This is a genomic window from Puniceispirillum sp. (SeqCode) (genome assembly GCF_965657105.1).
GTDB lineage: Bacteria > Pseudomonadota > Alphaproteobacteria > Puniceispirillales > Puniceispirillaceae > Puniceispirillum.
Window position 1 is genome coordinate 1 of the sequence record NZ_CBFHNB010000014.1, and the last position, 18888, is coordinate 18888.

The 18888-nt window shown below is 51.6% G+C and carries 18 protein-coding genes; 6 read left to right on the top strand and 12 right to left on the bottom strand.

The window, feature by feature from the left end:
- Positions 1–131: 131 nt before the first annotated feature.
- Genes ACTF7Q_RS03350 through fsa form a run of 3 tightly spaced genes read right to left on the bottom strand, consistent with a single transcriptional unit; the run spans position 132 to position 2392 of the window.
- Positions 132–1031: a tyrosine recombinase XerC gene (locus tag ACTF7Q_RS03350; RefSeq protein ID WP_438996435.1), complete on the bottom strand. Its 900-nt coding sequence runs from the start codon at positions 1029–1031 to the stop codon at positions 132–134.
- Positions 1028–1723, bottom strand: a complete 696-nt coding sequence (locus tag ACTF7Q_RS03355) for a DUF484 family protein (RefSeq protein ID WP_438996436.1) — start codon at positions 1721–1723, stop codon at positions 1028–1030. The genes ACTF7Q_RS03350 and ACTF7Q_RS03355 overlap by 4 nt, the downstream gene beginning before the upstream one ends.
- A 15-nt stretch (positions 1724–1738) precedes the next feature.
- The gene (fsa, locus tag ACTF7Q_RS03360) at positions 1739–2392 is read right to left on the bottom strand and encodes a fructose-6-phosphate aldolase (protein WP_438996437.1); all 654 of its coding nucleotides are present in this window, start codon (positions 2390–2392) and stop codon (positions 1739–1741) included.
- Between the two features lie 113 nt (positions 2393–2505).
- On the opposite strand from fsa, the gene ACTF7Q_RS03365 reads away from it, so the two are divergent.
- The 6 genes from ACTF7Q_RS03365 (at position 2506) to atpC (ending at position 9908) form a co-directional block, all read left to right on the top strand.
- The gene (locus ACTF7Q_RS03365) at positions 2506–4773 is read left to right on the top strand and encodes a primosomal protein N' (RefSeq protein WP_438996438.1); all 2268 of its coding nucleotides are present in this window, start codon (positions 2506–2508) and stop codon (positions 4771–4773) included.
- A 192-nt stretch (positions 4774–4965) separates the two neighbouring features.
- The gene (locus ACTF7Q_RS03370) at positions 4966–5520 is read left to right on the top strand and encodes a F0F1 ATP synthase subunit delta (RefSeq protein ID WP_438996439.1); all 555 of its coding nucleotides are present in this window, start codon (positions 4966–4968) and stop codon (positions 5518–5520) included.
- Positions 5520–7055: a F0F1 ATP synthase subunit alpha gene (gene atpA / locus ACTF7Q_RS03375; RefSeq protein ID WP_438996440.1), complete on the top strand. Its 1536-nt coding sequence runs from the start codon at positions 5520–5522 to the stop codon at positions 7053–7055. Before ACTF7Q_RS03370 ends, atpA begins: the two co-directional genes overlap by 1 nt.
- Positions 7056–7106: 51 nt before the next feature.
- The gene (locus ACTF7Q_RS03380; RefSeq protein WP_438996441.1) at positions 7107–7982 is read left to right on the top strand and encodes a F0F1 ATP synthase subunit gamma; all 876 of its coding nucleotides are present in this window, start codon (positions 7107–7109) and stop codon (positions 7980–7982) included.
- Between the two features lie 106 nt (positions 7983–8088).
- Positions 8089–9513 carry a F0F1 ATP synthase subunit beta gene (atpD, locus tag ACTF7Q_RS03385; RefSeq protein WP_438996442.1) on the top strand — a complete coding sequence of 475 codons (1425 nt, stop codon included), beginning with the start codon at positions 8089–8091 and terminating at the stop codon, positions 9511–9513.
- A 41-nt stretch (positions 9514–9554) separates the two neighbouring features.
- On the top strand, positions 9555–9908 hold the full coding sequence (gene atpC, locus ACTF7Q_RS03390) for an ATP synthase F1 subunit epsilon (RefSeq protein ID WP_438996443.1): 354 nt from the start codon (positions 9555–9557) through the stop codon (positions 9906–9908).
- A gap of 73 nt (positions 9909–9981) precedes the next feature.
- On the opposite strand, the gene ACTF7Q_RS03395 is transcribed toward atpC, so the two are convergent.
- The 9 genes from ACTF7Q_RS03395 to obgE all read right to left on the bottom strand — a co-directional run bounded on the left by ACTF7Q_RS03395 (position 9982) and on the right by obgE (position 18766).
- A complete protein-coding gene (locus ACTF7Q_RS03395; protein WP_438996444.1) occupies positions 9982–10464 on the bottom strand; it encodes an RNA pyrophosphohydrolase in 483 nt (160 codons plus the stop codon).
- Complete coding sequence (locus ACTF7Q_RS03400) at positions 10461–11831, bottom strand: S41 family peptidase (RefSeq protein ID WP_438996445.1); 1371 nt, start codon at positions 11829–11831, stop codon at positions 10461–10463. Before ACTF7Q_RS03400 ends, ACTF7Q_RS03395 begins: the two co-directional genes overlap by 4 nt.
- 145 nt (positions 11832–11976) lie before the next feature.
- Positions 11977–13527 (bottom strand): 2,3-bisphosphoglycerate-independent phosphoglycerate mutase, encoded by a 1551-nt coding sequence (gene gpmI / locus ACTF7Q_RS03405; RefSeq protein WP_438996446.1) that lies wholly within the window; start codon positions 13525–13527, stop codon positions 11977–11979.
- A 92-nt stretch (positions 13528–13619) separates the two neighbouring features.
- Entirely contained in the window at positions 13620–14078 is a 459-nt protein-coding gene (locus ACTF7Q_RS03410) for a 23S rRNA (pseudouridine(1915)-N(3))-methyltransferase RlmH (protein WP_438996447.1), read from the bottom strand.
- Positions 14079–14110: 32 nt separating this feature from the next.
- The gene (rsfS, locus tag ACTF7Q_RS03415; protein WP_438996448.1) at positions 14111–14455 is read right to left on the bottom strand and encodes a ribosome silencing factor; all 345 of its coding nucleotides are present in this window, start codon (positions 14453–14455) and stop codon (positions 14111–14113) included.
- A 154-nt stretch (positions 14456–14609) separates the two neighbouring features.
- Positions 14610–15257, bottom strand: coding sequence for a nicotinate-nucleotide adenylyltransferase (locus ACTF7Q_RS03420; RefSeq protein ID WP_438996449.1), 648 nt, complete (start codon positions 15255–15257; stop codon positions 14610–14612).
- Positions 15238–16518 carry a glutamate-5-semialdehyde dehydrogenase gene (locus ACTF7Q_RS03425; protein WP_438996450.1) on the bottom strand — a complete coding sequence of 427 codons (1281 nt, stop codon included), beginning with the start codon at positions 16516–16518 and terminating at the stop codon, positions 15238–15240. Before ACTF7Q_RS03425 ends, ACTF7Q_RS03420 begins: the two co-directional genes overlap by 20 nt.
- Positions 16518–17744 (bottom strand): glutamate 5-kinase, encoded by a 1227-nt coding sequence (proB, locus tag ACTF7Q_RS03430; protein ID WP_438996451.1) that lies wholly within the window; start codon positions 17742–17744, stop codon positions 16518–16520. Before proB ends, ACTF7Q_RS03425 begins: the two co-directional genes overlap by 1 nt.
- On the bottom strand, positions 17732–18766 hold the full coding sequence (gene obgE / locus ACTF7Q_RS03435; protein ID WP_438996452.1) for a GTPase ObgE: 1035 nt from the start codon (positions 18764–18766) through the stop codon (positions 17732–17734). Before obgE ends, proB begins: the two co-directional genes overlap by 13 nt.
- Positions 18767–18888 lie beyond the last annotated feature (122 nt).

The window sequence follows — 18888 nt, forward strand, 5'->3', positions numbered from 1 at the left end:
CCCGCACCTGTCATGGTCATCCGACGCTCAATGAAGCGGTCAAGGAAGCGGCACTGGCGGTTGATGGCCGCGCGATACATATGTAGTTCTGGATTTACGAAGACCAGTTTTGATCTAGCGCAACTTTTGATCTAGCGTAATTTGGCGCGTGGATGTGTTTCTTGATGCACTTTGACAAGATGCGCTTCATCAACATGCGTATAGAGCTGAGTCGTTGCCAAACTAACATGGCCTAGTAGCTGTTGTATGGCGCGTAAATCTCCACCATTACCTAGCAGATGCGTCGCAAAGGCATGTCGCAAAGCGTGCGGCGTTACATGCGCTGGCAGGTCAAGTTCGACACGAAGCGATTCGACAAGTCGCTGTACCGCACGCGCGCCTAATGCGCTGCCGCGACTGCTGACGAATAACGGCTTGTCACTATCGAGGGCCAGAGGGCACAGATCGATATATTCATCCACCGCTTGGGCAGCGGCGCGCAAAATCGGCACATCACGCATTTTGTTACCTTTGCCCATAATTGAGAGCCAGTCGCCAAGCGGCGCGTCCTGACGCCGTAGGGACAAGGCTTCGGAAATCCGCAATCCGGCGCCATAAAGCAGCATAAGCACGGCAAAATCCCGCGCCTTGATCCAGTCATCGCCCCGGCGCGCAAAAATTGCGGCAAGAAGTGCTTGCGCATCATCAACCGACAGGGATTTAGGCACGGTGCGTGGCGGGCGCGGTGCACGAAGCCAGCTCAAGTCCGGCACATCAAGCAAATTCTGGCGGCTGGCAAAGCGCAAGAAGCTGCGCAAGGCAGATACGCGGCGGGCGATTGTCGTGCGGGCCAGATCACGACCAGACATGCTGGCAATCCAACCCCGAAAAACAGTTCTGTTAGGGCTGTTGGTCAATTTGTCTGGCTGGGTTGCAAGATAGCTTGTGTAATCATCAAGGTCGGTTTCATAGGCGTCGATGGTATTGCGCCCATAGCGTTTTTCTTCGGCCAGCCATGCCAGCCATGCGGCACGATGGGCCGGCGTAATCATGAGCGATTGATCTCATATTCAAGCCGTGCTGCCATGGTCACCGCCAGCATTTCGGCCAGTAATATCAGCAGGTCAGTGCCAAGATTAGGCTGGAAACTGGTTTCAGTTTTGCCGCCAAGTGCCAAAACACAGCGTGACATCGGTTCGGCAAGTTGATCTGGAAGCCGGATAATGGCCACCGATGGCGCACTCAGCTTTAAGCCGGATTTTGCGGCGGCGCTGGGCGGGCCTAGAAACAATGATTGCCCTTCAAGCGCGTCATTAATGACCTTGGCAGGCATAACAATGATATCGCTTTGCCTGGCAAATTGCAGCACGCTTTCGCGCTCGATGAAGAGACGACAAAACCGCAGGTCAAAGATCGTCGGAAATTCTTGGGTGATGGCTTCGCACATGCCAGCGATGTCGGTGCTAGCCAGTAAAGCCAGCGTGGCGTGATGAAGACGCTGCCAATTGACCATATTTTCCGAGGCCACATGAAGTAAAGACTTATTCGCCTTGGATAGTCTTTGCGCTTCTTTGCGCGCCCGTGCGGCAATCGCTGGCGTTAGATCAACAATATTGATGCGATCCGGATCACCCGCATCAGCTTTAAGCGCAGACGCGTGCTTATCCAGAAAATCCGGATTCTCGCTAAGAAAGCGTAAAACATCTTCGGCGGTGGGATAATGTCCGGATGAATCAGAAGGCATCATTCATACCTATAGCTAGAGAATCGACTGGCCTGTTCCCGCCCAGTCCGCCATGAACGCATCAAGTCCCTTGTCGGTAAGCGGGTGTTTATATAAAGCCCCTAGGATTTGTGGAGGGATCGTAACGACATCGGCACCCAATAAGGCGGCGTCAACAACATGCTGGGTGCTGCGCGCCGAGGCCACAAGCACTTCGGTCTGCATATCGTAATTATTATAGATCGTGCAGATTTCCTCAATCAGCCCCATTCCATCCGCGCCCAGATCGTCAAGCCGCCCGACAAATGGCGAAATAAAGGCAGCGCCTGCCTTGGCGGCAAGCAATGCCTGTCCGGGTGTGAAGCATAAGGTGACATTGACCTTGGTGCCAGCATCGGCCAAAGCACGACATGTCATCAGTCCCGCCTCGGTAAGCGGCACCTTGACCGCGACATTCTTGGCAATAGCGGCTAATTTCCGGCCTTCGGCAAGCATCGTGTCATGATCGGTGGCGGCGACTTCGGCGCTTACCGGCCCGTCGGTCATATCGCAGATTTCGGCAATGGTTTCGATGATATTGCGGCCAGATTTGGCAATCAATGACGGGTTGGTTGTGACGCCATCAACAAAACCGGTTTTTATATAGGTTGCGATTTCCGCAACATCAGCGCTATCGAGAAAAATTTTCATCTGGTTTACCTTAAATACAATGAAGGCCAATCGCGATTTAGCTCTTGCGATTTGGCTTTTGTGACCGCAGTTTATCCCAAGGAAGGTTGCAAATCTATAACCATGATAAGCTTATGTTGAAAAGCCCCCAGAATAGAGCAGATAATATAAGCCAGATGCCCGGTATTTTGACATCAGAAACGGTGTCAGTTGCTGTTGCGGTGCCAATTGCTGGTGCCTATGACTATCTGCAACCCACGGGGACGTTACAAGCCGCAGTTGCAGGTCAATCAGCGGCTGGGATTAGCCGTGGTACCATTGTGACGGTGCCTTTTGGCGGCCGGCTTGTGACCGGTATTGTAATGGGTGCGGGTGCTGGTGGCGTGGCACCGGAAAAATTGAAAGCCATTCATGCTGTGGCACCAGTTCCGACGCTGAATGAGGCGTTTATAAGCTTTATCGATCGCGTTGCGGCCTGGACATTGGCACCTATTGGTGCGGTTGCTAAGATGGTGCTGAGTCAGCCACAAGCCTTACAAAGGCCGCCCCAAACCACCCTATTCACCCCAGCCAAGGTCATGCCAGATGGGATCCGTATCACCCCAGCGCGCCAGCAGGTGCTTGATGTGCTTGGCGATGCTGGTGCAATGACCGCTGCCGAACTGGCGCGCATGGCTAATGTGGGTAGCGGCGTGATCAGCGCGATGGCTAAAGCGGATATGCTGACTGGTATGCAGGTTTCGGCTGACCGGCCACCGCCGCCGCCGCAGACGGATCGTCCTAGTCTGACATTAACGGATGAACAGAAAGCCGCCGCAGATATCATGGTGGCAGCTTGTGGCACGGGGTTTCACTCATTTCTGCTTGATGGGGTTACGGGATCAGGCAAAACCGAAGTCTATTTCGAGGCGGTTAAAGCGGCACTTGATGCAGGCCAGCAGGTTCTTATTCTATTGCCGGAAATTGCCTTATCAAGCGGTTGGCGCTCACGATTCGAGCGCCGGTTTGGCGTGGCGCCAGTTGAATGGCATTCGGATATCGGTAATAGCCAGAAACGCAAGGCATGGCGTTATGTTTTATCAGGCGAGGCGAAATTGGTTGTTGGTGCGCGTTCGGCGCTGTTTCTGCCATTTGCTAATCTGGGCTTGATTATCGTCGATGAAGAACATGAGCATGCCTATAAACAGGAAGACCAGACAATCTATCAGGCACGCGATATGGCTGTGGTGCGTGCGCATATTCAAAAATGTCCGATTATTCTGGCTTCGGCGACGCCATCGCTGGAAAGTTGGGTGAATGCTGGCAAAACGGGTGAAACGCCGCGTTATCAACATATTGGCTTGCCCAACCGGATCAAAGGCGCCGCCTTGCCAGCCATGACCGCGATTGATTTACGCCAGACGCCGCCTGAGCGTGGGCGCTGGCTGGCACCGCCGTTGGTCGAGGCGATTGCTGCACGATTGGCGGCAGGCGAACAATCATTGCTGTTTTTGAATCGCCGTGGCTATGCCCCGCTAACCTTATGTGGCAGTTGCGGGCATAAATTAGTCTGTCCGAATTGCGATAGCTGGATGGTTGCACATAAATTATCAGGCCAGCTTCGGTGTCATCATTGCGGGCATCGGACCCGGCCAAGCAATCATTGTTCCGCCTGTGGTCAGGACGATACGATGCAGGCGTGTGGCCCCGGTGTCGAACGGCTTGCCGAGGAGGTGTTATGGCGATTCCCCGATGCCCGTTTTGCTGTGCTATCAAGTGATACGGTTGGCACACCAAAGGCCGCGGACGCGTTTATCCAGTCGGTTATTGAGGGGGATGTCGATATTATTATTGGCACGCAAATGGTTGCCAAAGGCCATCATTTTCCCAATTTGACGCTGGTTGGTGTTGTTGATGCCGACCTGGGTCTGGCAGGTGGTGATTTGCGCGCTGCCGAACGAACATTCCAGATGTTATCACAAGTGGCAGGCCGTGCTGGCCGCGAATCGCGCCCTGGCGAAGCGATGTTGCAGACGCTTGATCCCGAAAATCAGGTGCTTACCTGTTTGCTTGAGGGCCAGCGTGATGCGTTTCTGGCCATGGAGGCACATGCGCGGTCTTTGGCTGGTATGCCACCTTTCGGACAGCTAGCGGCGCTGATTCTGTCGTCACATGATGAAAAACGGCTTCATGCGACGTTACGTCGCCTCGATCAGTCCAGACCGCATTTTACCGGCGTTGATATTTTTGGCCCAGCGATTGCCCCCATAGGATTCCTGAAAGGGCGGCATCGGGGGCGGTTATTGATCCGCACCGATAGATCGGTTGATATCCAAGGGATATTACGCGATTGGCTGGCTAACTTTAAGCCAGATACGGGGGTAAAACTGCAAATTGATATTGATCCCTATAATTTTTTGTAAATCCGTTTTTGTAAGGATCGCGGTGTCTGGCTATGCGGTTCCTGTTTTGACGCATTTTTAGGCCGTTGAATGCTTGCCTTTCGGCTAGGGCTATGATAGCACCCAAGGCGTCGTTAAAAGTTGGTTGGGATGCCCCAATCGACTGTAGGCGCCAGAAAGTTGTTCGTATCTTATCAGGATGAGGGTAAGTCTTTGAGTTTAGGCGCAACAGGTCTTGCAGGTCGTTACGCTGGTGCGCTCTATGCACTGGCAGATGATACAGGTAATCTAAATGAAATCGTGGCTGATCTAACCGATCTGGCCAAGCTTGTCGTTGAAAACGGCGACATAAAAATGCTTATTTCATCTCCTGCCATTACCCGCAGTGAACAGCTGACTGCCATTACTGCAATCATGGAAAAGGCAGGCGCTAATGCGATGACTGTCAAATTTCTTGGTACTCTGGCCGAAAACGGCCGTCTTTTTGTGCTTCCCAAAATTATTAGTGTGTTCCTTGATGAACATGCACGCCGCCAAGGTCAAATCTCGGCGGAGGTCGTTTCGGCTGTTGAACTTGACGCAAACCGCAAGGCGAGTGTCGAAAAAGCAGTTGCCAGCCTAGCTGGCAGCGACAAATTATCGCTTTCAATGCGTGTTGACCCGTCCCTTATCGGGGGGTTGGTTGTGCGTATTGGGTCTCGAATGATTGACACGTCAATCAAAACAAAACTTAGCAGGCTAGAAACAGCCATGAAGGGTGTAGCGTGATGGATATTCGTGCGGCTGAAATTTCAGCGATCCTCAAAGATCAAATTGCCAATTTCGGAAGTGAAGCCGAAGTTGCCGAAGTCGGCCGTGTGCTGTCAGTCGGAGACGGTATCGCCCGTGTGCATGGACTCGATGAGGTTCAGGCCGGTGAGATGGTCGAATTCGAAAGTGGCGTTAAAGGTATGGCGCTTAACCTCGAATCAGACAATGTTGGTATCGTTATCTTTGGTGATGACCGTTCTATTCGTGAAGGCGATGTTGTGCGCCGGACAGCGTCGATTGTTGATACGCCAACCGGACACGGTTTGCTTGGTCGTGTTGTCGATGCTCTTGGCAATCCTATCGATGGCAAAGGCCCATTGAAAGATGTCAAGCGTAGCCGTGTTGAGGTTAAAGCCCCTGGCATTATGCCGCGTCAGTCTGTGCATGAGCCTATGCAAACCGGTCTGAAAGCGATTGATAGCTTGATCCCGGTTGGTCGTGGGCAGCGTGAGTTGATCATTGGTGACCGTCAGACAGGTAAAACCGCAATCGCTATTGACGCCTTCATCAATCAGAAGTCAGTCAATGAAGCGGCTGGTAAAGACGACTCAAAGAAGCTGTTCTGCATCTATGTAGCTGTTGGCCAGAAGCGCTCAACCGTTGCACAGATCGTGCGCTCACTCGAAGAACAAGGCGCGTTGGAATATACAATCATTGTGGCAGCGACCGCGTCAGATCCGGCGCCTATGCAGTTCCTAGCGCCTTATACAGCTTGTGCCATGGGTGAATATTTCCGTGATAATGGTATGCATGCACTGGTTGTTTATGACGATTTGTCAAAGCAGGCGGTTGCCTATCGCCAGATGAGCCTGTTGCTTCGCCGACCACCAGGACGTGAAGCCTATCCAGGTGACGTTTTCTATCTGCACTCACGTCTGCTTGAGCGTTCAGCCAAACTGAATGAAAAGAACGGTTCAGGTTCACTGACAGCTTTGCCGATCATTGAAACCCAGGCTGGTGACGTGTCTGCCTATATTCCTACCAATGTGATCTCGATCACGGATGGCCAGATTTTCCTTGAGACTGAATTGTTCTATAAAGGTATTCGTCCGGCTGTGAACGTTGGTCTGTCTGTTAGTCGTGTGGGTTCTGCCGCGCAGATCAAGGCGATGAAGCAGGTTGCCGGTTCAATCAAGCTTGAATTGGCGCAATATCGGGAAATGGCCGCTTTTGCCCAGTTCGCATCGGATATGGACGCTTCAACACGCGCTTTACTTGCGCGTGGTGCCCGCCTGACTGAGCTTTTGAAGCAACCGCAATACAGCCCGATGCAGGTTGAAGAACAGGTTGCAGTTATCTTTGCTGGTGTGAAAGGTTATCTGGATACAATTGAGGTTTCTGATATTGGTCGTTTCGAAGCAGGTTTGCTAGACCATCTTCGCAGCACCGCTTCAGATGTTCTGACAACGATCCAGTCTGAACAGAAGCTATCCGATGATACCGAAGCCAAATTGGCGGCGGCAATCGAAGCGTTCAAGAAAAGCTTTTCATAAGCATCGAACCTGAGACCAGAACGTAATACCCGTTGAGGGGGAGTTTAGCCGATGGCATCATTACAGGATCTGAAGATGCGGATCAAAAGCGTGAAGTCCACGCAAAAAATCACCGCTGCCATGAAAATGGTGGCGGCGGCAAAATTGCGTCGGGCACAGGAATCTGCCGAAGCTGGACGCCCCTATGCAACACGTATGGGGCAGGTGATCTCAAGTCTGGCGTCAAAAGCGAATAAGGAATCTGCACCCGCATTGCTGGTTGGTAATGGTAAAGATCAAGTTCATTTGCTGGTTGTGATGTCTGCTGACCGTGGTCTATGTGGTGGTTTTAATGGTTCGATCACTCGCGCAACGCGTAATGAAGTCGCCCGGCTTCGCAGCGAAAACAAAACGGTCAAATTATTTATGGTCGGACGCAAATCTGCCGATGCGTTACGCCGTGAACTTGGTGACATCTATATGGCGTCACTGGAAGGTATTCAGGGCACATCAGTGTCCTATGGTGACGCTGATTCAATCGGCCAGACAATTCGCGATGGTTTTGAAGCTGGTGAATTTGACGTCTGTTCGATCATCTATAACAAGTTTAAAAGCGTAATTGCCCAAGAAGTTACGCATACACAACTTATTCCTGCGCAGATTGATATGGCTGAAGAAAGTGACACGCTAAGCGTCAGCTATGAATATGAGCCGGAAGAAGAAGAGCTTTTGAATGCGTTGCTTCCACGGGGTATCTCGACGCAAATCTACAGCTCGTTGCTTGAATCATCAGCGTCCGAACTGGCCGCACGAATGACCGCAATGGATAATGCAACACGTAATGCTGGCGATCTGATTGACAGACTTACATTGATTTATAACCGCACACGACAGGCGACGATCACCAAAGAATTGATCGAAATCATCTCGGGTGCTGAAGCTGTTTAAGCAGCTTTGTGAATATTAGTTTGAAGACGCGTAACATATTTTGATTTGGAACAACCCGGTCGGGTAATGATGCCCAGATACGGATTTAGCCCGGAGTAACATAACCATGGCAACAAAAGCAGTTGGTAAAGTCAGTCAGGTAATCGGCGCGGTCGTCGATGTGGTTTTTGATGGCAATCTGCCCGCAATCCAGAACGCGCTTGAGGTCGATAATAACGGCCAGCGCCTTGTTCTTGAGGTCGCACAGCATCTTGGCGAGTCATCAGTCAGAACTATCGCGATGGACGCGACCGAAGGTTTGGTTCGCGGTGCCGCGGCAACCGATACAGGTGCACCCATCACGGTGCCAGTTGGTCCAGAAACATTGGGACGTATTCTGAATGTTATTGGTGAGCCGGTTGATGAAGGCAAGCCAGTTAAATCAAAGAAATATTATCCAATTCACCGCCCAGCACCTGATTATGTTGACCAGTCAACCGAAGCCGAAATTCTGGTTACCGGTATTAAGGTTGTTGATCTGCTCGCGCCTTATGCAAAGGGTGGTAAAATTGGTCTGTTCGGTGGTGCCGGTGTTGGTAAAACCGTTCTGATTATGGAATTGATCAATAACGTCGCGAAAGCTCATGGTGGTTATTCAGTGTTTGCCGGTGTTGGTGAGCGTACACGTGAAGGTAATGACCTGTATCACGAAATGGTGGAATCAGGCGTTATTGTGCCAGATGGCGAAGGCTCTAAAGCGGCGCTTGTTTATGGTCAGATGAATGAGCCTCCAGGTGCGCGTTCACGCGTGGCGCTGACAGGCCTGACATTGGCTGAATATTTTCGTGATGAAGAAGGCCAAGACGTGCTGTTCTTTGTTGATAATATTTTCCGCTTTACCCAGGCTGGTTCGGAAGTGTCCGCGCTACTTGGTCGTATCCCGTCAGCGGTGGGTTATCAGCCAACATTGGCGACCGATATGGGTGCTTTGCAAGAGCGGATCACAACCACAAATAAAGGGTCGATCACGTCGGTTCAGGCGATTTATGTCCCAGCCGATGATTTGACTGACCCGGCACCTGCAGCGTCATTCGCGCACCTTGATGCGACAACAGTTCTGTCACGTCAGATTGCCGAGCTTGGCATTTACCCTGCGGTTGACCCGCTTGATTCATCATCACGTATGCTGGATCCACGGATTGTTGGCGAGCATCACTATAGCATTGCCCGTCAGGTGCAAGAGGTGCTGCAGCAGTATAAGTCGCTACAGGATATCATCGCTATTCTGGGTATGGATGAATTGTCAGAAGAGGATAAGCTTACAGTTTATCGGGCGCGCAAAATTCAGCGTTTTCTGTCCCAGCCATTCCATGTGGCCGAAGTCTTTACGGGCGCCCCAGGTAAATTGGTTAGCCTTGAAGATACAATCAGTGGCTTTGAAGGCATCATCAATGGTGATTACGATCATCTGCCAGAAGCTGCTTTCTATCTGGTTGGCACCATCGAAGAAGCCATCGAAAAAGGCAAGAAGCTGGCACAGGAAGCTGCCTAAATCAGGCATCGTTTTGACCCTGTCATAAAGGAAACAGCGTTATGGCTGAGACAACACATTTAGAGCTGGTAACACCGGCGAAAATCATGGTGCAGATGGCCGCAGAAATGGTTGTTGCGCCTGGATCAGAAGGCCTCTTTGGTGCCATGCCACGGCATGCGCCAATGCTTGCCAATCTTGATCGTGGTGTCGTTGAAGTGCATGAAGGCGGCAAAATCATCAATCGCTATATGATTGATGGTGGCCTTGCTGATGTGTCCGGCGAAAGCGTGACGATTCTGGCTGAACGTGCCGAGGATCTTGATACTGCCGATGCCGCCAAGCTCAAGGAACGCGCCGCAAGCGCGCCTGAAGCGGAAGCTGATTTCCTGAATGCGGTGATTGCCGCGCTGTAAAGCTGTGGATACTGACGATTTAAAAAGGGCGCTGATGAGCGCCCTTTTGTGCATGATACTGGCAATAACCAGATTAGGTCAGATCGCCAAATTCGATAAGAATACGTTCATAAACACCGCGTTTGAACGGAACAGCTAGATCAATAAGTTCGGCCGCAGGCAGCCACCGCCATTCGCAAAATTCGGGTTCGGCTGTGGCAATATTGATATCAGCGTCACTACCGGTAAAGCGAAGCGCCATCCATTTCTGCTTCTGTCCCTTGTATTTGCCTTGCCATAGACGGTTTGCCAGTGGCAACGGAATATCATAATTCAGCCATTCGCTATGTTCTTTGATAAGTTCAGCGTCATTGGTGCCGATTTCCTCACGCATTTCACGCATACAGGCGACAATCGGTGATTCGCCCGGATCAATACCGCCTTGGGGCATTTGCCAGGCTTCAGCACGGCTGTCTATGCGGCGTCCGGCAAAAACCTGACCATGTGGGTTAAGCAGGAAAATGCCAACGCAAGGGCGGTAAGGCCTGTCATCATAGGCAGTTTTAATCTGGTTCATGAACTTGGCCTTAATGCCGAGAAGGCTGATACGCCCCGAATCAGATCAAGCGCGCGGGCAAGTTGATAATCGACTTCGTCCTGTTTGAACTTTTGCTCTGGCTGTGTGTCGGATGCGTCGGCTTCGGCATCTTCTTTACTATCCAACGCGCCTTTGAGATTTTCTTCGCGGGTGATGCCCCCTTCAAGCGTTTCAATCCGTGCCATCAGCACTTCGATATCAGGTTCTATACCTTTGGCCTGAATCGATATGCCTGACGGCGTGTAATAGCGTGCTGTGGTTAGACGCATGGCGGCGGTATTCGATACCGGAATTACCGATTGTACCGAGCCTTTACCAAATGATCTTGTTCCAAGAAGCAAGGCACGCTTATGATCCTTTAACGCGCCCGCGACAATCTCGGATGCCGAAGCTGAGCCTGAATTAATCAGCACAACCATAGGCAGACCACGGGCAATATCACCTGAGGTGGCATAAACGCGGTTACCTTTTTCGGGATCGCGGCCACGTGTTGATACGATTTCGCCTTTTTCCAGAAAGGCATCGCTGACCGAGATCGCCTGATCCAGTAAACCACCAGGGTTATTACGAAGATCCAGAATCACGCCCTTGAGGCTCCCGTCTTGCTGCTTGAACATATCATCAATGGCATCAATCAGGCCGGGGGTTGTCTGTTCGGAAAATGTGGTCAGGCGCACATAACCAATGCCATCAAAGATTTCATAACGCACCGATTTGATTTTGATTGAATCACGTATCAGCGATACATCAAACGGCTCGTCCTGGGCGCGTTGAACCTTGACCGTTACTTTAGACCCGATTTTACCACGAAGCCGATCCACGGCATCCGATAACGGCATACCAATGATCGATTCATCATCAACGGCAATAATATAATCTTCTGGCTGGATGCCCGCTTTGGCCGCAGGGGTGTCATCAATTGGTGATACGACTTTAATCATGCCGTTTTCCATAGTGATTTCGATTCCAAGACCACCAAATCGGCCTTGCGTCTGCACCTTCATGGCGTTGAAATTATCAGCGTTCAGATAAGAGGAATGTGGATCCAGCGAGGTCAGCATACCTTTGATAGCCGCTTCGATTAGATCGGTATCGTTCACCTCATCAACATAGCTTTCCCGCACGCGTTGGAAAATATCACCAAACAGGCCAAGTTGTTGATAGACAGAATCATTCTTGTCGGCACGCGCCGCGCTGAGAAGGGATACACTAAGGCCACCCGCGGCCATGACACCAAAGATAAGCAGAATATAAAGAAAACGGTGCTTTTTCTGGCCACTGAAATTAGCGCGGCCGAAACTTGATCGTCCAGATCCTGCAGAGTCAGAAAATAAAGGTCTTTGCATTATGCAAGCACTCCTAACGTATTGGTAATCAACTCAATGGCCATCATGACAGTATTTTGTTTATGCGTATATCGTGCCAGTCTGTTGCCGGCTATGCAAGCACAGCCCCTTTTACCGCATGCAATTATTTAGCAACAGAGCAATATTATGAACGCAGCAAGGAATTTCCCGTCATAGCAGACGGTTGGGAGATGCCCAGCATGGCTAGCAGACTAGGGGCCAGATCTGCCAGACGCCCATTTAACAATTTGGTGTCAGTCGCGCCATTTACAAGGATTAGCGGTACAAGATTCGTTGTATGTGCTGTATGTGGCGAATTGGCTTCATCATCCCACATTATTTCACAATTACCATGATCAGCGGTGACCAGCATCTGGCCATGATGTGCCCTAACCGCCTCGGCAAGCCTGCCTACACAATCATCAACGGTTTCAACCGCCTGAATAGCGGCGGCAAGATCACCTGTATGGCCAACCATATCCGGATTGGCAAAATTGATGATAAGCAGATCATGTGCCTGTGTGTTCAGACTTTGCAAAGCTGTTTGCAAAACGCCTTCGGCGCTCATCTCAGGCTGCATATCATAGGTTGGAACGTTAGGTGATTGCACCATCTGGCGGTCTTCTTGCGGCAGCATGGTTTCTTCACCGCCATTAAAGAAAAACGTAACATGCGGATATTTTTCAGTTTCGGCAAGGCGTAGCTGACGCAAGCCAGCGGCGGCCACAACGGCGCCAAGCGTATCGTTAAGTTCGGTTGCCGGAAATAAAGTATCGACAAATTCATCCAGAGCTTCGGAATAGGATGACATGCCAATGGCTGATCCGATCATTGGTGGTTTAGCCGGAAAGCCGACTGTATCCGGTCTGAAAAAGGCATCAAGGATCTGGCGTGCACGATCAGTCCGAAAATTCATCATCACAAGGCCGTCCCCATCATTCATGCCTGCATAGCCACCGATGACAGTGGCGGCGATGAATTCGTCACTTTCGCCGCGATCATAGGCCTGCCTGATGGCGGCCATACAATCTGACGCTGGCGCATCGGCGCTCTGGCCATGGACTATGGCATTGAAAGCGGCCTTGGTGCGGGTCCAGCGGTGATCGCGATCCATAGCAAAATAACGACCAATGACGCTGGCCATGGTAACCGTGTCGGGAAGCTGTTCAAGAAAGTCCGGCATCGTATTGATCGCGGCCTTTGGCAGAACATCACGTCCATCAGTAAAGGCATGAACCGCAACTTTGACGCCGCGTGCGGCTAGTGCGCGGATAACGCACAGCGTATGATCTTCATGCGCATGCACACCGCCATCCGAAAACAGCCCCATGATATGTGCGGTGCTGCCAGTAGCAATCATCTGGTCAGCAAGTGCCATCAGTTTAGGGTGGGCGGCGAGCGATCCATCAGCTACAGCCGCGCTGATACGGGGTAGGGTTTGCATAACAACACGCCCCGCGCCAATATTCATATGCCCAACTTCCGAATTGCCAACCTGCCCGTCGGGTAAGCCAACATCGCTACCTGAAGCTGCCACAAAACTGTGCGGGCATGTGGACATCAGCTGGTCAAAGACAGGGGTTTGGGCAAGCGCAACAGCGTTATGGCTGGGGTCTGGTCGATGCCCCCATCCATCCATGATACATAGAACGACAGGACTGTTTTTAGGGCGGTTTTTTCTAAGGACTTGAGCCATAGATTTTTATAATCCGCTAGGTGCTAAAAGTATAGGCAGAAGCCATCAAATGATTTTGGTTAGGTCAACTTGGACAGGTCAACTTGGACAGGTCAACTGGGGCGGTGATAGGGGTGGCCGCTCAAGATGGCCGTAGCCCGGTATAATTGTTCGGCAACCATCGCCCGAAACAGCATATGAGGCCAGATTGCCCGACCAAAGGACAAGGTTTTGTCAGCGCGGTTAAGCACTGCCGCACCATGGCCATCGGCACCGCCAATGGCGAAACAGGCACGTGGGCGCCCTTCATCCTGCCAAAGTGATAAAAGATTAGCCAGCTCTTCGGATGAACAGTCGCGTCCCTTTGGGTCAAAGACCGCAAGTGCCGCATCGGATGGTACATGTTTTAAAATACGGGCAGCTTCATCATCAGAGCGCGCCGGACCAGCTGGTAATTTTGAGTCGATCTCGCTGAGTTCGCCGCCAGCTGGCAGGCGAGCCAGCCATGCGCTGGTCAATGTGGCTTCTGGTGAAGCTCGGCCTTTACCAACCGCAATAATATGCAAGCGCATGATATATCCTGAACCCTGATCAAGCAGGCGGGTTAGGCGTCGGCAGTTACGCGGACAACTTCTTCAACCCCGCTATCAGCCCACATACGCTCGATACCATAAAATTCGCGTACTTCTGGACGGAACAGATGCACAATGACGTCATTGGCATCAAGCAACACCCAGTCAGCCTGTCGCATACCTTCCATGCCGATGATATCAACATGGTTCTGTTTCAGTTTAAATTGCAGATGCTCAGCCATTGCCGCAACCTGTCGCGATGATGATCCGCTAGCCACGACCATGAAATCGGCCATGGCAGATTTACCGGCCAATGGGATGGCCTGTATATCAATAGCTTTGTCGTCGTTGAGGGAATTGGTGATGAGATTTAACACCTGATCGGCGTCTAATGAATGTTGCGCTTTAGAAATCGTATCTCTCCGTTATGAAGTGCAAATTGTATCATCTGGAATCCAAAATTCATTATTCTCAAAAACCTTTATACTACGTGGTTGATATTTGATCTAGTTTAATTAATGGCTAGCCGCATTAAAGCGTATTGGCGAGATGACGGGCACGCAGAGCCGTTGCCGAGGCGTTATGCCGCTTACCAGCAATAAAGCACCAGCTGGCTCTGGCAAGGCGGCGTTGCGCCAATAGGCCTGACATGCGCGCTGGTTGTAGCCGTTGGGCTGGTAATTTACGTCCAGCACTGATCGCCTGATAGGAAAAGCCCGGACGGTCGATCACGGCCATGGGCATGAGGCTGCTGATGTCGCGATAACGATGCCAGGCGCTGAATTGCACCATATTATCGGCACCCATGATCCAAACAAACTGTGCATGCGGACAGGTTTCATTTAGCCACATTAATGTATTGTACGTAAGGTGATCTGGCCGTCGTTCTTCTGGACTCAACACTTTGATCTGCGGGTGATGTGTGGTGACTGTGCGGGCAAAATCACGCCTATGCGCCAGTGTCATCATCGCATGACGGTCTTTAAGCGGGTTTTGTGGTGTCACCAGCCACCATATCTGATCAAGACCAAGCGTACGCAAAGCCAGCATGCTCATATGCAGATGTCCAGCATGCGCCGGATTGAATGAGCCGCCTACAAGCCCTATTTTCAGCCGTGTTTTGCTGTGAAAAATGGCTGGTAAGGGTGCTTCTGGAACTTCACGGACGTGTGTTGCCATGACCGCGTACAATATATTTAAAGCTGGTTAGTTGCGCCGCGCCAACCGGGCCACGAGCATGAAGCCGCCCGGTGGCGATGCCAATTTCGGCGCCCATGCCGAACTCACCACCATCGGCAAATTGGGTTGACGCATTCACCATCACAATCGCGCTATCAACACGGGTCAGGAAATGGTCGGCGGTATGTGTATTTGCGGTAATGATGCTTTCGGTATGACCAGAGCCATAGGTATCGATATGCGTAATCGCGTCATCAACCGAATCGACAATTTTGACAGACAGGATGCTGTCCAGATATTCGGTATGCCAGTCAGCTTCACTGGCTTTGGTCATATTCGCGACCAGATCACAGGACAGCGCATCGCCGCGTAAGGCACATCCGGCATCGGTTAAGGCCTTGGCTATTTTAGGTAACATGCTGGCCGCAACATCACGGTGCATGAGCAAGGTTTCGGCCGCCCCGCATATGCCTGTGCGCCGCATTTTGGCATTGACGACAATCTGTTGTGCCATATCGAAATCCGCATCAGCATCGACATAGACATGGCATATGCCTTCAAGATGCGCAAAAACAGGGACACGCGCCTCGGATTGAACACGCTCGACAAGCGACCGCCCACCGCGGGGGATAATCACATCAATCTCACCTGCCGCGGTCAGCATCGCCCCCACAATCGCACGATCGGCAGACGGTATCATCTGCACATTTGCAGTCGGCAGACCGGCACTTTCAAGCCCCTGAACCATAAGGCTGGCCAGCATGTTAGAGGTGTAATAGCTATCCGAGCCACCACGTAAAATAGCTGCATTGCCTGAAATCAAGCATAAGCTAGCAGCATCAACAGTCACGTTTGGCCGTGATTCATAGATAATGCCGATAATGCCAAGCGGCGTTGAAACACGTGCAATATCCAGCCCGTTTGGCGGTTGCCAACGCGCCAGTTCACGCCCGATAGGATCATCAAGTGATGCTATTGATTCCAGTCCGGCGGCCATCGCTTCGACACGTTCAGCATTCATCGTCAGTCGGTCGATAAAGGCAGTAGAGATACCGTTTTCAGATGCCTTTTTTACATCTTTACCGTTGGTTGTGATGATCGCGTCAGCATGTGCGCGAATCAATTCGGCGCTTTTTAGCAAGGCCGAACGACGCGTATCATATGGGCTTTGCCCAAGCATTTTCTGGGCATGCTTTGCCGCAGTCACCATGGCAGAGACTAGCGCTTTTGGGCTATCAAAATTATGCGACTGTTCGGTCATTATCGGATTCCCTCGTCAGAGGCTGCACCATTGTCATTCATCACGATATTATCAGCATGAATCAATTCATCACGACCACGATAGCCGAGAAGGGTTTCGATTTCACTGCTTTTATGCCCTTTTATCCGGGTGGCATCCGTGGCGGAATATGCCGAAAGCCCATGTCCGATGACAAGGCCATCACGGCTTTCCACAGCGATCAAATCGCCCCGTTCGAAATTGCCACCAATACTGGTTACGCCAGCGGGTAACAGCGACCGTCCTTTTCGCAATGCCGATACCGCCCCGTCATCAATGACCAGCTTGCCTTTGGGCGACAAGGCACCAGCAATCCATTTCTTGCGTGCGGTCGGGGGCGATGCTTCGGCGGTAAAGATCGTGTTACGGGCACCAGCTTTAATCGCCATCAAAGGGCGCGGGTCGCGGCCATTACAGATAATCATGCTGCATCCAGCAGATGTGGCGATGCGTGCCGCTTCAAGTTTTGTGACCATGCCACCAGACGCATAGCTGGCATTCGCCGTGCCTGCCATATTCATGATTTCTGGGGTGATGTTATCGACCTTTGCAATATGCTCTGCCATTTTGTCATGATGCGGGTTGCCTGTATAAAGTCCATCAACGTCGGATAGCAGTACCAACATATCAGCGCCAAGCATCGCCGCGACGCGCGCGGCAAGACGGTCATTATCGCCAAAGCGAATTTCAGCTGTGGCAACCGTGTCATTTTCATTGACCACAGGCACAGCACCTAGTGATAGAAGCGTGGTCATCGTTGCGCGGGCATTCAGATGCCGACGACGAGTTTCGGTATCATCAGGTGACAGCAGGATTTGGGCGGTCTGGATATTATGGGTAGCCAGCGCCGTCATCCAAGCATGTGCCAGCGTCACCTGACCAGCGGCGGCGGCAGCCTGTTTTTCCTCAAGCTGAAGTGTTTTCTGGCTAATGCCCAGATTCAAACTGCCTAGGGCAATCGCGCCGCTTGAGACAACAACGACCGAGGCGCCTGATGCTTGTAGCGCGGCAATATCTTCGGAAATGCCAGCCAGCCATGTCTGATTGATGGCGTTATTCTTGTCATCGACAAGTAAAGCCGACCCCACCTTGATAACAACAATGCGCGCGGCTTTTAGCGCATCGATCGCTGTCTGCCTATCATCAGATGGCATCACATCTTTTTCTGAGACGCCATTTTCTGGGACACCATTTTCTAGGGCGACCATGGCTCTACCTCATCCGGTTTATTCTCTTCAAATGTGGCCTCTTCGATAATGCTAATAAGCGCGCGTAACACAGAGGTAACGCCTTCGCCACTGACCGACGATAGCGGTAGCACTGTGCCAGCACCTTCGGCGCGCAGGGCGTTGGCCAGATCTTCGGCATAATCGGGGGGTGTAGCATCAAGTTTGGTCAGCCCGACAATTTCGGGCTTATCATTCAGGCCGCCGCCATATTCTTTGAGTTCGCGGCGCAGGATTTTCCAAGCTTCAATAGGATCATCAGCCGTGGCGTCAACCAGATGCAACAGCACCCGACATCTTTCAACATGCCCCAAAAAGCGGTGGCCAAGACCAGCACCTTCATGCGCACCTTCGATCAGACCAGGAATATCTGCCATCACAAATTCCTTGGCATCAACAGCAACAACACCCAGATTCGGATGCAATGTCGTGAACGGATAATCCGCAATTTTAGGCTTGGCGGCAGATACCGCCGCCAGAAATGTCGATTTGCCAGCATTGGGCAAGCCAAGTAAACCAGCATCAGCAATCAGTTTCAGGCGCAACCAGACCCACATTTCCTGTCCAGGTTCACCAGGCTGTGATTTACGCGGTGCCCGATTGGTCGAGGATTTGAAAAAAGCGTTGCCTTTGCCGCCTGGCCCACCCGTGGCGAGCACGATTTCCTGACCTTCTTCGGTCAGATCGGCAAGCACCGTCTGCTGATCGTCAGATAGAATCTGGGTGCCAACAGGCAAGCGCATGATCACCGAGTCACCGGAAGCACCACTGCGATCACGGCCAGCACCCGGACGACCGGATTCAGCTTTGAAATGCTGTTGGTAGCGATAATCAATAAGCGTGTTTAATCCGTTTACGGCGCGCGCAATTATATCGCCGCCACGGCCACCATTGCCGCCATCGGGTCCACCAAAGGGGACATGCGCTTCACGCCGGAAACTGACTGACCCGGGGCCGCCATGACCGGAACGCGCATAGATTTTTGCCTGATCCAGAAATTTCATCGGTCTAACCTGGGTTTCATCATTCACCTATCACCAGAATATATGACATTGTCACTATATCTGCGGACTGTTTTTTCGCTTTCATCCTGCAGAGTACCAAAAGACAACAGGCTTAAAAAGTA